Annotated in this window: 15 protein-coding genes and 1 riboswitch; of the genes, 3 read left to right on the top strand and 12 right to left on the bottom strand. The window is 71.4% G+C overall.

Features of this window, described 5'->3' with window-relative positions; genetic code table 11:
* Nucleotides 1–33 precede the first annotated feature (33 nt).
* The 5 genes from ACWGH1_RS19220 to ACWGH1_RS19200 form a co-directional block, all read right to left on the bottom strand.
* Nucleotides 34–1161, bottom strand: a complete 1128-nt coding sequence (locus ACWGH1_RS19220) for a hypothetical protein (RefSeq protein WP_453353774.1) — start codon at nt 1159–1161, stop codon at nt 34–36.
* Nucleotides 1162–1186: 25 nt separating this feature from the next.
* On the bottom strand, nt 1187–2227 hold the full coding sequence (locus tag ACWGH1_RS19215) for an NlpC/P60 family protein (RefSeq protein WP_453353775.1): 1041 nt from the start codon (nt 2225–2227) through the stop codon (nt 1187–1189).
* Nucleotides 2228–2462: 235 nt separating this feature from the next.
* Nucleotides 2463–3485, bottom strand: a complete 1023-nt coding sequence (locus ACWGH1_RS19210; protein WP_453353777.1) for an NlpC/P60 family protein — start codon at nt 3483–3485, stop codon at nt 2463–2465.
* A 299-nt stretch (nt 3486–3784) separates the two neighbouring features.
* Complete coding sequence (locus ACWGH1_RS19205; RefSeq protein WP_453353778.1) at nt 3785–5149, bottom strand: NYN domain-containing protein; 1365 nt, start codon at nt 5147–5149, stop codon at nt 3785–3787.
* 40 nt (nt 5150–5189) lie between these two features.
* On the bottom strand, nt 5190–5429 hold the full coding sequence (locus tag ACWGH1_RS19200; protein WP_030291802.1) for a hypothetical protein: 240 nt from the start codon (nt 5427–5429) through the stop codon (nt 5190–5192).
* 148 nt (nt 5430–5577) lie between these two features.
* Here ACWGH1_RS19200 and ACWGH1_RS19195 point away from each other — a divergent pair, with 148 nt between their 5' ends.
* Both ACWGH1_RS19195 and ACWGH1_RS19190 read left to right on the top strand, forming a co-directional pair.
* Entirely contained in the window at nt 5578–6303 is a 726-nt protein-coding gene (locus tag ACWGH1_RS19195) for a rhomboid family intramembrane serine protease (protein ID WP_453353776.1), read from the top strand.
* A complete protein-coding gene (locus ACWGH1_RS19190) occupies nt 6300–6581 on the top strand; it encodes an Lrp/AsnC family transcriptional regulator (RefSeq protein ID WP_007263678.1) in 282 nt (93 codons plus the stop codon). The genes ACWGH1_RS19195 and ACWGH1_RS19190 overlap by 4 nt, the downstream gene beginning before the upstream one ends.
* A gap of 572 nt (nt 6582–7153) precedes the next feature.
* On the opposite strand, the gene ACWGH1_RS19185 is transcribed toward ACWGH1_RS19190, so the two are convergent.
* From ACWGH1_RS19185 to ctaE, 6 genes are all read right to left on the bottom strand, one after another.
* Entirely contained in the window at nt 7154–8533 is a 1380-nt protein-coding gene (locus ACWGH1_RS19185) for an aminotransferase class V-fold PLP-dependent enzyme (protein WP_453408842.1), read from the bottom strand.
* 215 nt (nt 8534–8748) lie between these two features.
* Nucleotides 8749–8865: riboswitch (SAM riboswitch) on the bottom strand.
* A gap of 145 nt (nt 8866–9010) precedes the next feature.
* Entirely contained in the window at nt 9011–10075 is a 1065-nt protein-coding gene (trpD, locus tag ACWGH1_RS19180) for an anthranilate phosphoribosyltransferase (RefSeq protein WP_453354222.1), read from the bottom strand.
* Nucleotides 10076–10251: 176 nt separating this feature from the next.
* On the bottom strand, nt 10252–11883 hold the full coding sequence (gene qcrB / locus ACWGH1_RS19175; protein WP_453354221.1) for a cytochrome bc1 complex cytochrome b subunit: 1632 nt from the start codon (nt 11881–11883) through the stop codon (nt 10252–10254).
* Nucleotides 11880–12938 carry a cytochrome bc1 complex Rieske iron-sulfur subunit gene (gene qcrA, locus ACWGH1_RS19170; protein WP_453354220.1) on the bottom strand — a complete coding sequence of 353 codons (1059 nt, stop codon included), beginning with the start codon at nt 12936–12938 and terminating at the stop codon, nt 11880–11882. Before qcrA ends, qcrB begins: the two co-directional genes overlap by 4 nt.
* Entirely contained in the window at nt 12935–13744 is an 810-nt protein-coding gene (qcrC, locus tag ACWGH1_RS19165; protein ID WP_453354219.1) for a cytochrome bc1 complex diheme cytochrome c subunit, read from the bottom strand. The genes qcrA and qcrC overlap by 4 nt, the downstream gene beginning before the upstream one ends.
* Before the next feature lie 75 nt (nt 13745–13819).
* Entirely contained in the window at nt 13820–14440 is a 621-nt protein-coding gene (ctaE, locus tag ACWGH1_RS19160) for an aa3-type cytochrome oxidase subunit III (protein ID WP_453354218.1), read from the bottom strand.
* A gap of 201 nt (nt 14441–14641) precedes the next feature.
* Between ctaE and ACWGH1_RS19155 the strand changes: the two genes are divergently transcribed.
* Nucleotides 14642–15043, top strand: coding sequence for a hypothetical protein (locus ACWGH1_RS19155; protein ID WP_453354217.1), 402 nt, complete (start codon nt 14642–14644; stop codon nt 15041–15043).
* 95 nt (nt 15044–15138) lie between these two features.
* Here the strand turns inward: ACWGH1_RS19155 and ACWGH1_RS19150 are convergent, their stop codons facing one another.
* The gene (locus tag ACWGH1_RS19150; RefSeq protein ID WP_453408841.1) at nt 15139–16386 is read right to left on the bottom strand and encodes an Ig-like domain-containing protein; all 1248 of its coding nucleotides are present in this window, start codon (nt 16384–16386) and stop codon (nt 15139–15141) included.
* Nucleotides 16387–16389 lie beyond the last annotated feature (3 nt).

Raw genomic sequence — 16389 nt, 5'->3', positions numbered from 1 at the left:
CGCCAGCCAACGTACCCGACGTGACCGGCGCCCTTACCGGAGCTCCTCCCGCAGCGCCTCGCGCCAGGCCCGGGTCAGCTCGGCGGGGTCGGTCCCCAGGGTCTGGTCCAGGGCCGCCGGCAAGGGTGTGCGGCCCGCCTCCTCGTACAGCCGCACCAGCGCCGCGTCGCCCCACTTCGCCGCGATGAGCCGGCAGGCGAGCCAGGCTCCCTCGTACGAGCGCGCCAGCGCCTCCGGGTCGGCGCCGAAGCCGAAGTCCCCGTCCGCGGGCAGCGCCCCCGGCAGCTCGCCCCGCCGCACCGCACGGGCCAGCTCCGGCGCGGCCTCGGCCGGGGTGCGGTCCGTGGCGCGGTACGCGGCCCAGTCCGCGAAGCCCTCGGACAGCCACAGCGGGGTCGTCGCCGAGGTCGCGGCGCGGGTGGCCACATGGGTCGCCTCGTGGGTCAGCACGATGCCCCGGCCGGCCTGCGACAGGCCCGCGTAGCCCTCCGGGTTGATCACGACCCGGTCGGCCGGGGCCGGCCCGGCCCCGACCCGGCCGGTGGTGACGGCGCCCATCCCCCGGTACGCGTCGGCCGGCTGTCCGAGCAGGGCCGCCATCGCGTCGAGCGTCCCCGGGACGAGCACCACCACCCGGCCCGCCCAGGGCCGCGGCCAGGCGGCGCTCACCGCGGGCACCGCCCGGTCGGCCTCCGCCGCGATACCCGACAGCGTCTGCGCGGCCTGGCCGACGCCGAGCACCAGGGCGTGCGCCCCCCGTACGGCCGTCACCGCGCCCTGGTCCCACAGCTGCGGCGGGGCCCCCGGGGCGGGGCGGTCGGCCGTGACCCGCCAGCCGCCGACGCCGTCCCGCGCCAGTTCCACCTCGCGCCGCGCGTCCGCCGCGGCGGTGTCGTAGCCGGCCAGCCGGTAGCGCAGCACCGCCCGCGCGAAGGCCCGTACGCCGTCCCGGCGCACCGAGGTGACCTCGTACGACCACCCCTCCAGCGGGATCCCGGCGAGCCGGGCGGGCGGCGCCGCGGCCCAGTCGGCGACGGCCCGGCGCACGGCGGGGTCGGTGGTGCCGGCGGGAGCGGCGGGAGCGGCGGCGCAGCCGGCCGGCAGCAGGCACAGCAGCAGTGCGAGCGCGAGGAGGCGGACGGGGCGGCGACCGGGAGGCATCAGCCGATCGTACGCACCCCGCCGGTCAGGGCCGGGTCACCGAGGACACCGGCATCATCCCGACCGGGTCGTAGCGCACCCGCGCCCCCGGGTAGGGGGCGTGGACGACCTGGCCGTTGCCGACGTACATGCCGACGTGGCTGGCGTCCGAGCGGTACGTCACCAGGTCGCCGGGCTGTGCCTGCGACAGCGGCACCTGCCGGCCCGCGTACCGCTGCGCCTGCGAGGTGCGCGGCAGGGAGACCCCGGCCTGGCGGTAGGACCACACCATCAGCCCGGAGCAGTCGAAGCCCGACGGCCCGGTGGAACCCCATACGTACGGCCGCCCGACCGCGGCCCGCGCCGCGCGCACCGCGGCCGCCGCCCGGGAGGAGGCGGGGACGGCCGAGGACAGGTCAGGCAGCGCGTCGGCGCGGCCCCCCGAGCGCGAGGCCCGCTCGAAGTCGGCCCGCTCCTCGGACGGCATCGCGTCGAGCAGCCGGCGCGCCGCCGCGAGCTTCGCCGTGATGTCCCGCTTGTGCTCCGCGACGTCGGAGCGCAGCGCCTCCAGCTCGGCCAGCTTCACCGAGGCCTCCTGCCGCTCCTGGCCGATCCGGCGCTGCTCCTCGCGCAGTTCGGCGAGCTGCCGGGCCTGGCGGCCGCTGAGCCGGTCGAGGACGGCGGCCTTGTCGAGGTAGCCGTCGGGGTCTTCGGACAGCACCAGCGTGAGGGCGGGGTCGATGCCGCCGGAGCGGTACTGCGCCCCGGCGAAGGCGCCGAGGACGCCGCGCATGGTGTTGATGCGGTCCTGGCCGCGGGCGACGGCGTCCTGGGCCCGGCTGATCTCGGCCCGGAGCCGGCCGGCCTTCTCGTCGGCCTCGTTGAAGCGCTCGGTGGCCTGCTCGGCCTCCTCGAAGAGCCGGTCGACCTGGGCACGGGCGCCCGCCGGGGGGTCCTGGGGCAGGCTCGGGGCCGCACTCGCCACCGCCCCCGTCAGGGCGACGGCGGCGCCTGCCGCGGCGGCGGTGAAGGTGAGTTTGGTGCTCCGGTCGGGGCCGCTGGGCCCGGGCCGGCGATGGGACGCCACGTGAAACCGCTCCCTTGCGCTGCGCGCAGCCCGGGTCCGCCCCCCGTGGACGGCCGTGTGCCGGGTTCCGCGCTGGCAGACAGTAGCCGCGCCGCCGGGCACCGGCCAACGACCGTCCGGGGGCACGCACACGGACGCCCCGCCGGAGACGCAGGTCACCGGCGGGGCGTGCGGTCAGGGCGGGGCCGCGCAATTCGCCCGGATGGGCGGTGTACGGCGCGTCGGGGGCTTGGGCTCAGCCGACGCGGACGCCGAACTGGAACGGCATGTTGGACATCGCCTCGTACCTGACTCCGCCGTCCGGGTTGGATGCGTGGAAGACCTGTCCGTTGCCCGCGTAGAGCCCGACGTGGTGCAGGTCGGAGTAGAAGAACACCAGGTCGCCGGGCTGGAGTTCGCTGCGGCCGATGCGCGTGCCGTCGTTCGCCTGGGTGTAGGTGGTGCGGCTGATGCTGACGCCCGCCTGCCCGTAGGCCCACTGGGTGAGCCCGGAGCAGTCCCAGAGATTGGGGCCGGTCGACCCCATGTGGTACCCCTTGCCCTTCTGCGTCACGGCGGCGGCGAGCGCCGCGCCGGCCCGGCCCGAACCCTTCACGTTGCCGGCGCTCTGGGCCGCGCTGCTGCTGGACTTGCCCTCCTCGTCCTTGAGCGCCGCCCGGTCCTGCGCGGTCAGGGTGTTCAACTGGGCCTGGGCCGCGGCGAGCTTGTCCTGCGCGGCCTTCTTCTGCTCGCCGAGCTCCTTGCGGGTGGCGTCGAGGTCGGCGAGCTTGCCCGCGGCTTCCTGGCGCTGCTGGGCCAGGAAGCGCTGCTTGGCCTGGATCCTGCCGATCGTCTCGATCTGCTTGCCGCTCAACTGCTGGAGCGTGGAGGCCTTGTCGAGGTAGCTCTGCGGGTCGTCGGAGAGCAGCAGGGTGAGGGACTGGTCGATGCCGCCGGTGCGGTACTGGGCACTGGCCATCGAACCCAGCGTGTTGCGCATGTCGTTGAGTTCGAGCTGGCCGCGCGCGACCTGGTCCTGGAGCTGCGCGATCTCCTTTTCGAGCTTGTCCTGACGGTCCTTGGCTCCGTCGAACTTCTCGGTGGCCTGCTCCGCCTCGTCGTAGAGGGCGTCGACCTTGGCCTTGACCTCGTCCTTGTTGGGCTTGTCCGGGGCGGCCATGGCCGACTGCGAGGAGAGGGCGACAGCGGCGGCGGCGAACGCGGTGAGCGCGGTCACGCGCGAGCGGCTCGGCTGCTTGGGTCGACGGTGGGACGCCACGAAGGCGAGCTCCTTCTTCCTCACGCCGCCGGAACGGAACGCGACACGCACGGCGGCACCTTCGCCGTCACCCCGAATGAGTGACCTACCGCACGAAGGTTTGAACAGACCCTAGTGACCTCGTTGTGATCAGTTCAAATCCCCCGGGGCAAAAAACCGGCCCCTCACCCACTTCTTCACACGGAGGCAACGGTGGGTGCCGGGGAGTTGACGGTACGTCGCCCCGACACACCGCCAATTCCGGCATCAAGGGCCGAAATTGGCGAGAAGCTCCAATGCCCTACAGCAGGGTGAAAAAGTCACGAAACGCGCGAAAGCCGTTTGAGCAACAAGGCGGACGTAACGGGACGGGCCCCGGACTTGGCCACCCCGTCCGCGACCTCGCGGTCGGTGGACACCACGACCACCGGACGGCCGGGCGGCTCGGCCCGGACCAGCTGGCGGATCAGCTCGTCCGCCGTCACCCCCGCCTTGGAGAACAGCACGCGCACCCCGCGCGGCGGCGCGAGCAGCACCGGGGCGGCCAGCTCGGCGCCGTCGAAGACACAGGTCATCTCCGCGCCGGTCTGGGCGGCCAGCATCGACAGCCCGCCCAGCAGCCGCAGCCGCTGCTTCTCCAGCGGCATCGTCGGATAGCCGGTCTTCGTCACGTTGTAACCATCGACCACCAGGTGCGCCTGGGGCAGCGCCAACAGCTGGTCCAGCAGCGCCGGATCGGTCTCGGACAGCGCCCGCGCGGCGATGTCCTTCGGCGTCATCCGGCCCGGCTCCACCGCGTCCACCGTGTCCGCCGGGCGCGTGGAGACCGGTGGCAGTGCCAGCTCGCGGCGCAGCCCGGCGGCCGCGTCCAGGACGGTGTCCAGCAGCAGCCGCAGCCGCATGTCCTCGATGCTGCGCCCCTCCCGGGTGGCCCGGCGGGAGGTCTCCAGCGCCGACTCCACCTCCGCCAGGCGGGACTTGAGCCGACGGCTCTCGCTCTCGGCGGCGGCGACCCGGGCGGCGGCGTCGCCGCGGATGCCGTCGACCTCCGCGGTCAGCTTGCGCAGGGCCGCCTCGCCCCGCTTGACGTCGCTCTGGGCGCTGCGCAGCTTGCGGTGAAGCGATTCCGCTTCCTTGCGGGCGGCGTCGAGCTCGGCCCGCACGTGCTCGCCACCGGAACGCTGCGTCTCGCGGGCATGGGCCAGTTCCTCGCGCAGCCGCGCCAGCTCGCGCCGGGTCTCGTCGCCGACCCGCTCGGCGTCCGCCCGCTGGACCTCCTCACCGGCGGCCGCGACCAGCTTGACCCAGCCGGACGGCCGCAGGATGTACGCGGCGGCCGCCACGTCCAGCGGATCGGCGGCGGCGGGCGGGGCACCGCACTCCAGCGCCCCGGCCAGTTCGGTCTGGGCGTCGCGGAGCTTCTCGGCGACGCGGCCGCGGAAGACGGCGTCCGTCTCCACGGCCGCGGCCATCGCGTTCCCGGCGAACTTGGCGCGCCGGCTCGGGGTGAACCGGGCGTACTGGCGCAGCTGCGCGGGCAGGTCGGCGACCGTCAGGCCGCCGAAGGCGTCCGAGACGAGCGCGACGACCCGGCGCCGCACGCCTTCCGGCAGCGGGCGGTCGAGCACCTCCGCGGCGTCGCCGGCCGCGTCGGCCGGCCCAGCGCCGCTTGCTGGCTCCACAATCCGTCACCCCTACCGTGATCTACTGTGGGCCCGGCTCCCGTCAGGAGTCCGTGCCCGGCCTGTCCACGAGCTCGATCTGGTCCACCGCGTTGCACCAGCGGCAGCGGACCGACTCGATGGTCTCATTGACCACCTCGCGCTCCTCGACCTTGGGCTCCCCGGCGAGGTCCAGGTGGACGTACTCCACCACCTTCGACGAACGGGTGACGTCGAAGCGCGTGAGGTTGCCGCACAGGGTGCAGCGCCACCGGGTGGTGTCGGTCGGCAGGGGAACCGTCATCAGGCCGCTCTCTCCTTCGTAGCTCTTTCAATTAAAGCCGCCCGCCGGAGCCGTCGGGGGCCGATGGCGCCGATCGGCGCACCGCAGCACGTAACCCTACGGCCTGGCACCACCCGCACGGGGGCGGTGCTGCGTCATGCTCTGACGCATGATCGTAAGGTGGCAGGCCGCCCTCGGCGATGCCGTGCGGGGCCCCGTGGTCACCCGCGCGCTGATCGCGGGCTGCTGTGTGGTGTTCGTCCTCGGCCCCGCCTCCGGCCTGAACCCGGTGTACGGGACGGGTGACCTGCTGCTGGAGACGGGGACCGCGTACTTCCGGCGCTGGGGCGTGGTCCCGGACGAGCTCTTCGGCGGGACGGCCCGGGCCCTGCTCACGCCGCTGACGGCGCTGTTCGTGCACGGGAGCTGGCTGCACCTGCTCGGCAACATGCTCTTCCTCCACGTGTTCGGCGCGATGGCGGAGGAACGGATGGGCCGCCCGGCGTTCCTGCTCTTCTACGTCGGTACGGGCTACCTGGCCCTGGCGGCGTACGCGGCGGCCAACGCCTCCTCGGACCAGACGCTGGTCGGGGCGTCGGGGGCGATCTCGGCGGTCCTGGGCGCGTTCCTGTGCCTGTTCCCGCGGGCCCGGGTGACGAGCCTGTTCCCGTTCCTGTTCTTCCTGCCGCTGCGGTTCCCCGCGTGGATCGTGCTGATGTTCTGGTTCGGCCTGCAGTGGCTGGCGGCGCACCGGGCGGCGAGCGGTCCGGGGGTGGCGTACCTGGCCCACGTGGTGGGGTTCTCCGTCGGGTTCGCCTACGCCTGGGTGCGATATCGGCGTACGACTAGAGTGAGGCGACCAGCGACGGCCAGCGAGGGAGACAGCCAACCGTGATCACCGCGATCGTGCTCATCAAGACCAGCGTGGACCGGATCCCCGAGATCGCCGAGTCCATCGCGCAGCTGGACAGCGTCAGCGAGGTCTACTCGGTCACCGGCACCTACGACCTCATCGCGCTGGTCCGCGTCGCCCGCCACGAGAACCTGGCGGACATCATCCCGGGCCGGATCAGCAAGATCCCGGGCGTCGAGGCGACGGACACCCACGTGGCGTTCCGCACGTACTCCCAGCACGACCTGGAAGCCGCCTTCGCGATCGGCCTCGACGCGTAGCCCCTGGCCGGGGGTCTGACACAGGCAGCCGTCCCGGGCCGGCCCGTCGCAGGCGCAGCCCACCATCGGCTCCCGGGTGGCCGACGAGGTTCTCCGCCGGGCCGCGGTCCTGCCGGCAGACGTACCCGGCCGTCGCCGTACGGCACGGGACCTTCGCCCGGTCGCAGGCGTGCCGGCAGACGTACCCGGCGCCCGGGCCGTCGGCGCACAGCACGGGACCTCCCCCCGACCGCGGGCCCGCCGGTGGACGCCCCCGGCCGTCGCCGTACGGGACGTCGGCGGGCGCCGATCAGCCGGCCCCGTCCGGCAGTGCCGGTCCGCGCTCCGCAGAACGACCCGGCGCGTTGCGCCAGTCGCGCTCCTGGCAGCGGTCGGGCACCGGGCCCGCGGTCCACGTTCCCCGGCGCGAGCCCGCCGTCGAACCACCACCCCGCCGCCGGACGGAGTCCGGCGCAGCGGCGCGAAGCCGGGGAAGCGCCCCCGGCGCTGAGCCGCGCGAGCGGCGCGTCGAAAAGAGGAGCGCCCCCGGCGCTGAGCCGCGCGAGGGGCGCGTCGAGGAAAGGCCGGGCGCGTCAGGAAACCGGCACGCAGCGGCCTTCCTCCGTGCGGTACTGCCACTTCGCGCCGTCCGCGACCAGCTCCCGCACCGCGCGGACGAAGCGCTCCACGTGCTCGTCCGGGGTGCCCCCGCCGAAGCTGACGCGGATCGCGTTGAGCGACCTCTCCCCCGGCGCCGCCTCCGGCGCCCCGCATTCGCCCTGGGCCTGCGGCTCGCTGCCCAGCAGCGTGCGCACCAGCGGGTGGGCGCAGAACAGGCCGTCGCGGACTCCGATGCCGTACTCGGCGGACAGCGCGGCGGCGAAGTGGGAGCTGTTCCAGCCCTCCACCACGAACGAGATCACCCCGACCCGCGGGGCCTCGTCCCCGAACAGGGAGAGGACCCGGACCTCGGGGACCGCTGCCAGGCCCTCGCGGACCTTCGCGATCAGCTGCCGTTCCCGCGCGACCAGGCCCTCGAAGCCCGCCTCCGTCAGCGCCCGGCAGGCGGAGGCGATGGAGTAGACGCCGATGACGTTCGGGGAGCCGGCCTCGTGCCGGGCGGCCGTGGTGTGCCACTCGACGTCCACGCCCCCGTCCTCGCGCCGGGCCACCTTCCGCGACGCGCCGCCGCCGGCCAGGTACGGCTGCGCCTCCTGGAGCCAGTCGGCCCGTCCCGCCAGCACGCCCGAGCCGAACGGCGCGTACAGCTTGTGCCCGGAGAAGGCGACCCAGTCCACGTCCAGCTCCCGCACCGAGACGGGGTGGTGCGGCGCCAGCTGGGCGGCGTCCAGCACGATCCGCGCGCCGTGGGCGTGCGCCGCGGCGGCGAGTTCCTTCACCGGCCACAGCTCACCGGTGACGTTGGACGCGCCCGTGACGCACACCAGCGCCGGCCCGTACGGCTCCCGTCCGGCCAGCGCCCGCTCCAGGCCGGCGACGGCCTCGTCCGGGGTGCGCGGCGCGTTGAGGTACGTGACCCGCGCGTCGCCCCACGGCAGCAGCGAGGCGTGGTGCTCGGTCTCGAAGACGAAGACCTGGCAGCCGGCCGGGAGCGCGGCGGCGAGCAGGTTGAGCGAGTCGGTCGTGGACCGGGTGAAGACCACCTGATCGGCGGGGCGGCAGTCCAGGAACTCCGCGACCGTGGCCCGGCTCTGCTCGAACAGGTCGGTGGACAGCTGCGAGAGGTATCCGGCGCCGCGGTGCACGCTGCCGTAGTACGGGGCGTACGCGGCCACGTCGTCCCACACCCGCTGCAGCGCCGGCGCACTGGCCGCGTAGTCGAGGGCCGCGTAGCTGACCTCGCCGCCGGTCACGAGCGGGACGGTGACGTCCCGGCCGAGCACGGGCAGCGGCTCGGCACACCCGGTGCGGTCGGCGGAGTGATCGGCGGTGGCGTTCAGGGATGCGGACATGGCGGTATCTCCCGGCAGGCAGGGCGGAATGGCTTCGGTGTCTGCCCGTACGCGGGTACGGCTCGGCGGCCGTCCGGGGCACGGGGGTGTCTCGGGGTTCCGGGTACGCGGAAGCGACCCTGTTACCGAGGGGTGAAGAAGGGGCGCAGACGCCCTATCGCATTCGCTTGCTCACGGAAAACGCTCCTCGAGGACCAGGATCCCTGGTGTCGAGGGATCCGCGCTTGCCGTAGACCTCACTGCCTACGGCCTGGTCATCACCCGGGGCACCCCGCCACGGAAGGAGGGTTGCCGGACAGCGAGCCGGGGCCAAAACGCTGTCACTCGTGACCTGGTCAGCATCCTGCCACAAGATCCCGCACGTGCAAGACCCCGGTCCGCATGCTGGACCGGGGTCACCCCTTTCACGCCGTTCTCGCACCGCCCGGCCGGGGCCTACCCGTTGCTCGCCGGGGCCTACCCGTTGCTCGCCGGGGCCTACGCGTTGCTCGCCGCCACCCAGCGCTCCAGCGCCGCCCGGGCCGCGCCCGAGTCGACGGCCTCGGCCGCACGGGCGATGCCCGCCGCGAGCTGCTCCTCCAGAGAGCCCGTACCCGGATCCAGCGCCACGAGGGCGGCGGCCGAGTTCAGCAGCACCGCGTCCCGCACCGGACCGGTCTCGCCGGCCAGCAGCCGGCGCGCCACGTCGGCGTTGTACGAGGCGTCCTCGCCCCGCAGCGCCGACACGTCCACGAGGTCGATGCCTACGTCGCGCGGGTCGAAGGGCAGCTCCGTCACCGCGCCGTCGCGCACCCACCACACCCTGGACGTGGCCGTCGTCGTCAGCTCGTCGAGGCCGTCGTCACCGCGGAAGACCAGGGCGGAGGAGCCGCGTTCGGCGAGCACGCCCGCCACGATGGGGGCCACCCGGGCGTCGGCCACGCCGGTCGCCTGGGCCCGGACCCGCGCCGGATTGGTGAGCGGGCCCAGGAAGTTGAAGGTGGTCCGGATGCCCAGCTCCTTGCGGGCCGCCGCGACGTGCCGCAGCGCGGGGTGGAACTTCACCGCGAAGCAGAACGTGACGCCGGCCTGCTCGGCCACCTCCACCACCCGCGCCGGGGTGAGGTCGAGGTTGACGCCGAGCTTCTCCAGGACGTCGGAGGCCCCGCTGGCGGAGGAGGCGGCCCGGTTGCCGTGCTTGACCACCTTGGCGCCCGTTCCGGCCACCACGATCGCGGACATCGTGGAGATGTTCACCGTTTTGGCCCCGTCGCCGCCGGTGCCGACGATGTCCACCGTCCGGCCCGGCACCTCGATCAGGTTGGCGTGTTCGTACATGGCCCGCACCAGGCCGTTGATCTCCGCGACGGTCTCGCCCTTGGCCCGCAGCGCGACCGCGAAACCGGCGATCTGGGCATCGGTGGCTTCCCCGCGCATGATCCGGTCCATGGCCCAGGCCGTGTCGTCGCTGCTCAGGTCCCGGCCGGTCAGCAGGGCGTCGAGGACGCCCGGCCACCCGCGGGCCGCCACGCTGTCGCCGCCTGCCGGGGTCGCAACGTTCATGGTCCGCTCCTGCGCTAGTGGGCCGCCCCGTACTCGCCGCCCACGTCGAATGGGAAGGCCCTCAGCCTATCCAGCCGGGGCGGACGGCAAAGAGCCCCGTCCAGACCCTGGACGGGGCTCTCGCCGTGGCGACACCAGGATTGACCGGAATCAATCCCTCAAGCGGTCATGCGGGATCAGTGGTGGCCGTGGCCGCTCTGGATCTCCTTGTACTCCTCCACCGTGGGCTTCGGAATCTGGTTGTTCTCCGCGTAGAAGCCCTTGCTCAGCTTCGCGCGGAGCTTCTCCGTGGCCTTGGGCTTGCGCTCCACGCCGTTCTCGTCGACCGTCGGGCCGAGTTCGATCGGCTGGTACTGCTCGTGCGAGGTGAGCGTGTGCAGCTTGGCCTGCGGGAGCGGCTCGTGGACCTCGACGAACTCACCGTGCGGCAGACGCTTGATGATGCCGGTCTCGCGACCGTGCAGCACCTTGTCGTGGTCCCGGCGCTGGAGGCCGAGGCAGATCCGCTTGGCGACGATGAAGGCGAGGACCGGGACGACGAAGAAGCCGATCCGGACGAACCACGTGATGTTGTTGATCGAGAGGTGGAAGTACTGCGCGAACATGTCGTTTCCACCGCCGATCAGCAGGACGATGTACTCCGCGATCCAGGCGACACCGAAGGCCGTACGGGTCGGGACGTTGCGCGGGCGGTCCAGCAGGTGGTGCTCACGCTTGTCCCCGGTGACCCAGGACTCGATGAACGGCCAGACGGCGATCGCGCCGAGCACCAGCGGGAAGAGCAGCAGCGGGATGAACACGCCCAGGACGAGGGTGTGGCCCCACAGGTTGATCTCCCAGCCCGGCATGGCACGGACCAGGCCTTCCGGCATACCCATGTACCAGTCGGGCTGCGCGCCGGTGGACACGTGGTCCGGGCGGTACGGGCCGAGCGCCCAGATCGGGTTGATCGAGGCGAGCGCCGCGATGGCCGCGATGACACCGAAGACCAGGAAGAAGAAGCCTCCGGCCTTGGCCATGTAGACCGGCAGCAGCGGCATGCCGACGACGTTGTTGTTCGTCTTGCCGGGACCCGCGTACTGGGTGTGCTTGTGGTAGAAGACCAGGATCAGGTGGGCCACCAGCAGGCCCATCATGATGCCGGGCAGCAGCAGGATGTGGATCGAGTAGAACCGTGCGACGAAGTCGCCGCCGGGGAACTCGCCGCCGAAGAGGAAGAACGACAAGTACGTGCCGACGATCGGCACGGACAGGATCGCGCCCTCCATGAAGCGGACACCGGTGCCCGAGAGCAGGTCGTCCGGCAGGGAGTAACCGGTGAAGCCGGTGAACATGCCGAGGACCAGCAGCAGGAAGCCGAAGATCCAGTTGACCTCGCGCGGCTTGCGGAACGCGCCGGTGAAGAAGACGCGCATCATGTGCACGACCATGGCCGCGACGAAGATGAGCGCCGACCAGTGGTGGATCTGCCGGATGAGCAGACCACCGCGGACGTCGAAGCTGATGTCCAGCGTCGAGGCGAAGGCCTCGGACATCTGGACGCCCTGCATCGGCACGTAGGGGCCGTGGTAGACGACCTCGTTCATGCTCGGGTGGAAGAACAGCGTCAGGTACACACCCGTGAGGATGATGATGATGAAGCTGTAGAGGCAGATCTCACCGAGCATGAAGGACCAGTGGTCCGGGAAGATCTTGCGCATGTTCGACTTGGCCAGGCTGTAGATGCCCAGGCGGCCGTCGGCCCAGTCCGCTACCCGCTCGCCGGCGGGCGCTTTGCGCTGACTGTCGGTGGTGGTGGCAGTGCTCATCCGCGCTCCCAGAATGCAGGACCGACGGGCTCTTCGAAGTCGCCGTGCGCTTCGAGGAAGCCTTCGTCATTGACGCCGATCCGCAGCTGCGGAAGCGCGTGACCAGCGGGGCCGAAGATGACTCGGGCGCCGTCGGAGAGGTCGAAGGTGGACTGGTGGCACGGGCAGAGCACGTGGTGCGTCTGCTGCTCGTACAGGCTGATCGGGCAGCCGACGTGGGTGCAGATCTTGGAGAAGGCCACGATGCCGTCGTGGGACCACTCCAGCTCCCGCTTGTCCTTGATGTCCTGCGGCTGGAGCCGGACGATCATCAGGGCGGCCTTGGCGATCTGGTTCTGGAAGTCGTGCTGGGTCTCCTCCAGGCCTTCCGGCATGGCGAAGGTCAGCGAACCGACGACCACGTCCTCGGGACGCAGCGGCTCCATCGTGTTCTGGTTGATGAGCAGCTTGCCCTTGGCCCACAGGGTCTTGCGCAGCTTCTCCTCGGGCAGCGGGCCCAGGTCGCGCATGATCACCAGGGCGGACAGCGGCAGCATGGCCAGCGCGCCCAGCATGGTGTTGCGGATCAGCGGACGGCGGCCGATGGCCGACTCGCTCGCGCCGTCGGCGAAGTCCTGCAGGACCTTGGCCTTGACCTCCGGCGGCGCCGCGATGGCGTGGCGCTCGTCGGCGACCTCCACATCGGACATCAGGGTGCGGGCCCAGTGGACCGCGCCCGCGCCGATGCAGAAGAGCGCCGTGCCCAGGGTCAGACCGAGGGCGAAGTTCAGGCCGCTCACCCTCCCGATCGGGAAGATGTACACGAACCTGTCGACGGGGATCGTCACGTACGCGGCGATGAAGCCGATCGTGGCGAGCATCGACAGCGTGAACAGCATCGCCACCGTGCGCTCGGACCGCCTGGCGGCCCGCTCGTCGATGTCCTGGATGCGCGGCTTGTGGACCGGCAGGCCCGGGTCGGCGAACGGGTCGTCCGCGACTGCTACGCCACCGTGGTGCGCGTCGCCCTGCTCGCTCGGCAGGTGCTTCTCTTCGGGAATGTCTTGGCTACTCATGACTTCTTGGCCTTAGCGGTGTGGGCCGCGACCCAGACGGCGACAGCGATCAGCGCACCCAGAGCGAAGATCCAGCCGAACAGACCCTCGGAGACGGGGCCGAGGCCACCGAGCTTCAGGCCGCCAGGGCTGACCGACTTGTCGCCGTTCACGTTCTGGAGGTACGCGATGATGTCCTTCTTCTGCTTCTCCGGCATCGTGCTGTCGGGGAAGGAGGGCATGTTCTGCGGGCCGGTGAGCATGGCCTCGTAGATGTGCTTCGGCGAGACGTCCGCAAGGTTGGGGGCGTACTTGCCGTGCGTCAGGGCGCCGCCCTCGCCGGTGAAGTTGTGGCACTGCGCGCAGTTGTTGCGGAACAGTTCGCCACCCTTGGCGATGTCGGCACCCGCCGGGTCCACCTGCTTCTGGGTGGGCACGGCCGGGCCGGCTCCCAGCGAGGCGACGTACGCGGCCAGCTGGTCGATCTGGGCCTGCGTGTAGATCACGGGCTTGGCCGGGATCTGCGCGCCGGGCTGCTGGGCGGGCATGCGGCCCGTACCCACTTGGAAGTCGACGGCCGCAGAGCCGACGCCGACCAGGCTGGGGCCGTCAGAGGAACCCTGACCGCCGGTTCCGTGGCAGCTTGCGCAGCCGACGGCGTAGAGCTTCTTGCCCTCCTCGATGGCGAGGGACTGGGCGGTGTCATCGGCCTGCGCCTTGCCCGCGGGGGCGAAGGCGGCGTAAAGCCCCCCAGTGGCCGCCAGCGCGAGGAGTAGAACGACGACCGCCGCCAGCGGATGGCGTCGTCGTGCGGAGAGCTTTTTCACGGATTACCCCGGTGTCAGGATCTTCTGCGTCGGTGTTTCTGGATGGATTGCCGGGCGTGCCCGGCGACGTGTTCGCTACTTGATCAGGTAGATCGTCGCGAAGAGGCCGATCCAGACGACATCGACGAAGTGCCAGTAGTAGGACACGACGATGGCCGACGTGGCCTGTTCGTGGGTGAACCTCTTGGCCGCGTACGTCCGGCCGAGGACCAGCAGGAAGGCGATGAGACCGCCCGTCACGTGCAGACCGTGGAAGCCGGTGGTCAGGTAGAACACCGATCCGTACGGTCCGGACTTGAGGGACATGCCCTCGTGCTTGACCAGCTCGGTGTACTCGAACACCTGGCCGCCAATGAAGATCGCACCCATGACGAACGTGATGGTGAACCACGTCCGGAGCTTCTTCACGTCACCGCGCTCGGCGGCGAATACGCCGAGCTGGCAGGTGAGGGAGGAGAGCACCAGGATCGTGGTGTTCGTCGCCGAGAAGGGCAGATTCAAGGCCGAGGCCTGCTCTGTCCAGTACTCGGCGCCCGTCACGGATCGCAGGGTGAAGTACATCGCGAAGAGGGCCGCGAAGAACATCAGCTCGGAACTCAACCAGATGATGGTTCCGACGCTGACGAGGTTCGGCCGGTTGACCGTCGGGTGCGCGTGCCCGGTATCTACTGTCGTTGCTGTCGCCACGACCGACATTATGTCGGTCGCTTATCCCGCCCTCACCCCGGGGGGTGCCGTTCGGAGTGTCAGAGGCGTGTGCAAGGCCCGAACGGCCCATCAGATCTCCTTACCGGCGGCTGTCCGCGAGGCTGTGCGAACCGATGTTGACGAGCGGTCGGACGGAGTAGCATCCCGCGCAACATCAACGTGATTCACGGGCACACGTGGAGGAACGAAATGCGGGCGACTGCGCGAGTTCTGGTCTACAGCGACGACGCGGGCACCCGGGAGCAGGTGCTGCTGGCCTCCGGGCGCAGGCCGGCCGCGGACCTGCCGCCGGTGGAGTTCCTGGAGTGCGCGACGCTGCCGGCGGTCCTCAAGGCGCTGGACGAGGGCGGCGTGGACGCGTGCGTGCTGGACGGCGAGGCCGTTCCGGCGGGCGGCATGGGCGTGTGCCGGCAGATCAAGGACGAGATCTTCCGCTGTCCCCCGGTGCTGTTGCTGATGGGACGCCCGCAGGACGCCTGGCTGGCCACCTGGAGCCGGGCCGATGCGGCCGTCACCCTTCCGGTTGACCCGGTGGAGTTCCCGGAGGCCCTGGCGCGCCTCCTGCGCGCCCGACTGTCGCTGGACGCGTAGCCCGGCGCCGCTCAAGCGGAACCGGCCCGTCGGGAGCCTGTGACAGCTCTCACGCGGGCCGGTTCGGGGCCGCTGGGCGGGCTTGCCGGGCCGGTTCAGACCTGCGGGCGCAGTCGGGCCTGGTCGACCGCGTTGCGGCCTTCCTGGGTGCCGCCCACCAGGGCGCTGCCTTCGCGCCAGTCCTTCCAGTCCATGTTCCAGTCGCCGTAGCCGTTGCCGAAGGTGTCCATGTCGTCACCGATGCTGTTGATCACCTTGACGATGTCGCCCTCGGTGATGTTCTCGTAGAACCAGGCGGCGTTGCCGGTGCTCATGCCGGTGCAGCCGTGGCTGACGTTCTCGTAGCCCTGGGAGCCGACGGACCACGGCGCGGCGTGGACGTATTCACCACTCCAGGTGACGCGCGTCGCGTAGTAGACGGGCAGGTTGTAGTACTCGCTGCCGCCGATGCCCACGGTGTCGCCGCGCATCTGGACGTAGTACTGCTTGCCCAGGACCACCTTGATGCCGTTGCGGGTGGAGAAGCCGGGCTTTCCGGTAGTCACCGGAATGGTGTTGATCACTTCTCCGTTGCGCTTGAACGTGAGGTAGTGCGACGCGGCGTCGGTGGTGACCTCGACGCGGTCGCCGATCTCCAGCTTCAGCGGCTTGCTGGCGGTCCCGTAGAGGTCGTCGGTGACCTTCACGCCCTCCAGGTTGCTCCGGACGGAGACGGTGGAGTGGGCGGGCCAGTAGTCCTTGGGGCGGAAGTGCAGCTTCTTGTCGTCCACCCAGTGCCAGGCACCCTCGATGCCCGACGGCACGTCCACGACCAGACCGCGCTCCACGAGGGCGCGGGCGGCCTTGTCCTTGACCGGCTCGCTCAGTTCGGCCGTGATGGGCTGTCCGACACCGTATTTGCCCGCGTCCGGGCCGAATTCCACCTGGAGGACCTTCTTGGCCGGGGTGGTGTCGAACGTCAGCGTGCGCTGCCCTGGGGCGCCCCGCTCGTCCTCCGTGCTCACGGTGGCCGTGTAGCGCACGCCGGCGGCCATCGCGGCGGTGCTGTGCCAGCGGTCGCCCTTGGCGGAGAGCTCGCCCGCCAGCCGGCGGCCGTGGGTGTCCACCACGGTCACGTCGGTGATCCGCGAGCCGACGCCCTTCGAGGTGACCTCCAGCGGCCGGCTGGGGTCGGCGGGGCGACCGCCGGAGGCCTGGTTGAAAGCGACGTGGTCGCCCGCGTCGTACGGACGGGCGGACAGCGGGTTGTCGTCGGACCCCCCACACGCGGTGGCGCCGGCCCCGAGGGACGCGACCAGCAGGGAGCAGCTGAGTACCGTCCAAAGACGCGGTGAGTGCTTCATGGA

The organism is Streptomyces sp. NPDC054883 (assembly GCF_053610645.1).
This window is presented reverse-complemented; position numbering and strand designations above follow the sequence as displayed.

What these genes read in the sequence shown, in the direction of transcription:
- ACWGH1_RS19220 (WP_453353774.1), bottom strand. Translation starts at nt 1,161, where the DNA reads ATGCCTCCCGGTCGCCGCCCCGTCCGCCTCCTCGCGCTCGCACTGCTG.
- ACWGH1_RS19200 (WP_030291802.1), bottom strand. Translation starts at nt 5,429, where the DNA reads ATGACGGTTCCCCTGCCGACCGACACCACCCGGTGGCGCTGCACCCTG.
- ACWGH1_RS19195 (WP_453353776.1), top strand. Translation starts at nt 5,578, where the DNA reads ATGATCGTAAGGTGGCAGGCCGCCCTCGGCGATGCCGTGCGGGGCCCC.
- ACWGH1_RS19185 (WP_453408842.1), bottom strand. Translation starts at nt 8,533, where the DNA reads ATGTCCGCATCCCTGAACGCCACCGCCGATCACTCCGCCGACCGCACC.
- trpD (WP_453354222.1), bottom strand. Translation starts at nt 10,075, where the DNA reads ATGAACGTTGCGACCCCGGCAGGCGGCGACAGCGTGGCGGCCCGCGGG.
- qcrB (WP_453354221.1), bottom strand. Translation starts at nt 11,883, where the DNA reads ATGAGCACTGCCACCACCACCGACAGTCAGCGCAAAGCGCCCGCCGGC.
- qcrA (WP_453354220.1), bottom strand. Translation starts at nt 12,938, where the DNA reads ATGAGTAGCCAAGACATTCCCGAAGAGAAGCACCTGCCGAGCGAGCAG.
- ctaE (WP_453354218.1), bottom strand. Translation starts at nt 14,440, where the DNA reads ATGTCGGTCGTGGCGACAGCAACGACAGTAGATACCGGGCACGCGCAC.
- ACWGH1_RS19155 (WP_453354217.1), top strand. Translation starts at nt 14,642, where the DNA reads ATGCGGGCGACTGCGCGAGTTCTGGTCTACAGCGACGACGCGGGCACC.
- ACWGH1_RS19150 (WP_453408841.1), bottom strand. Translation starts at nt 16,386, where the DNA reads ATGAAGCACTCACCGCGTCTTTGGACGGTACTCAGCTGCTCCCTGCTG.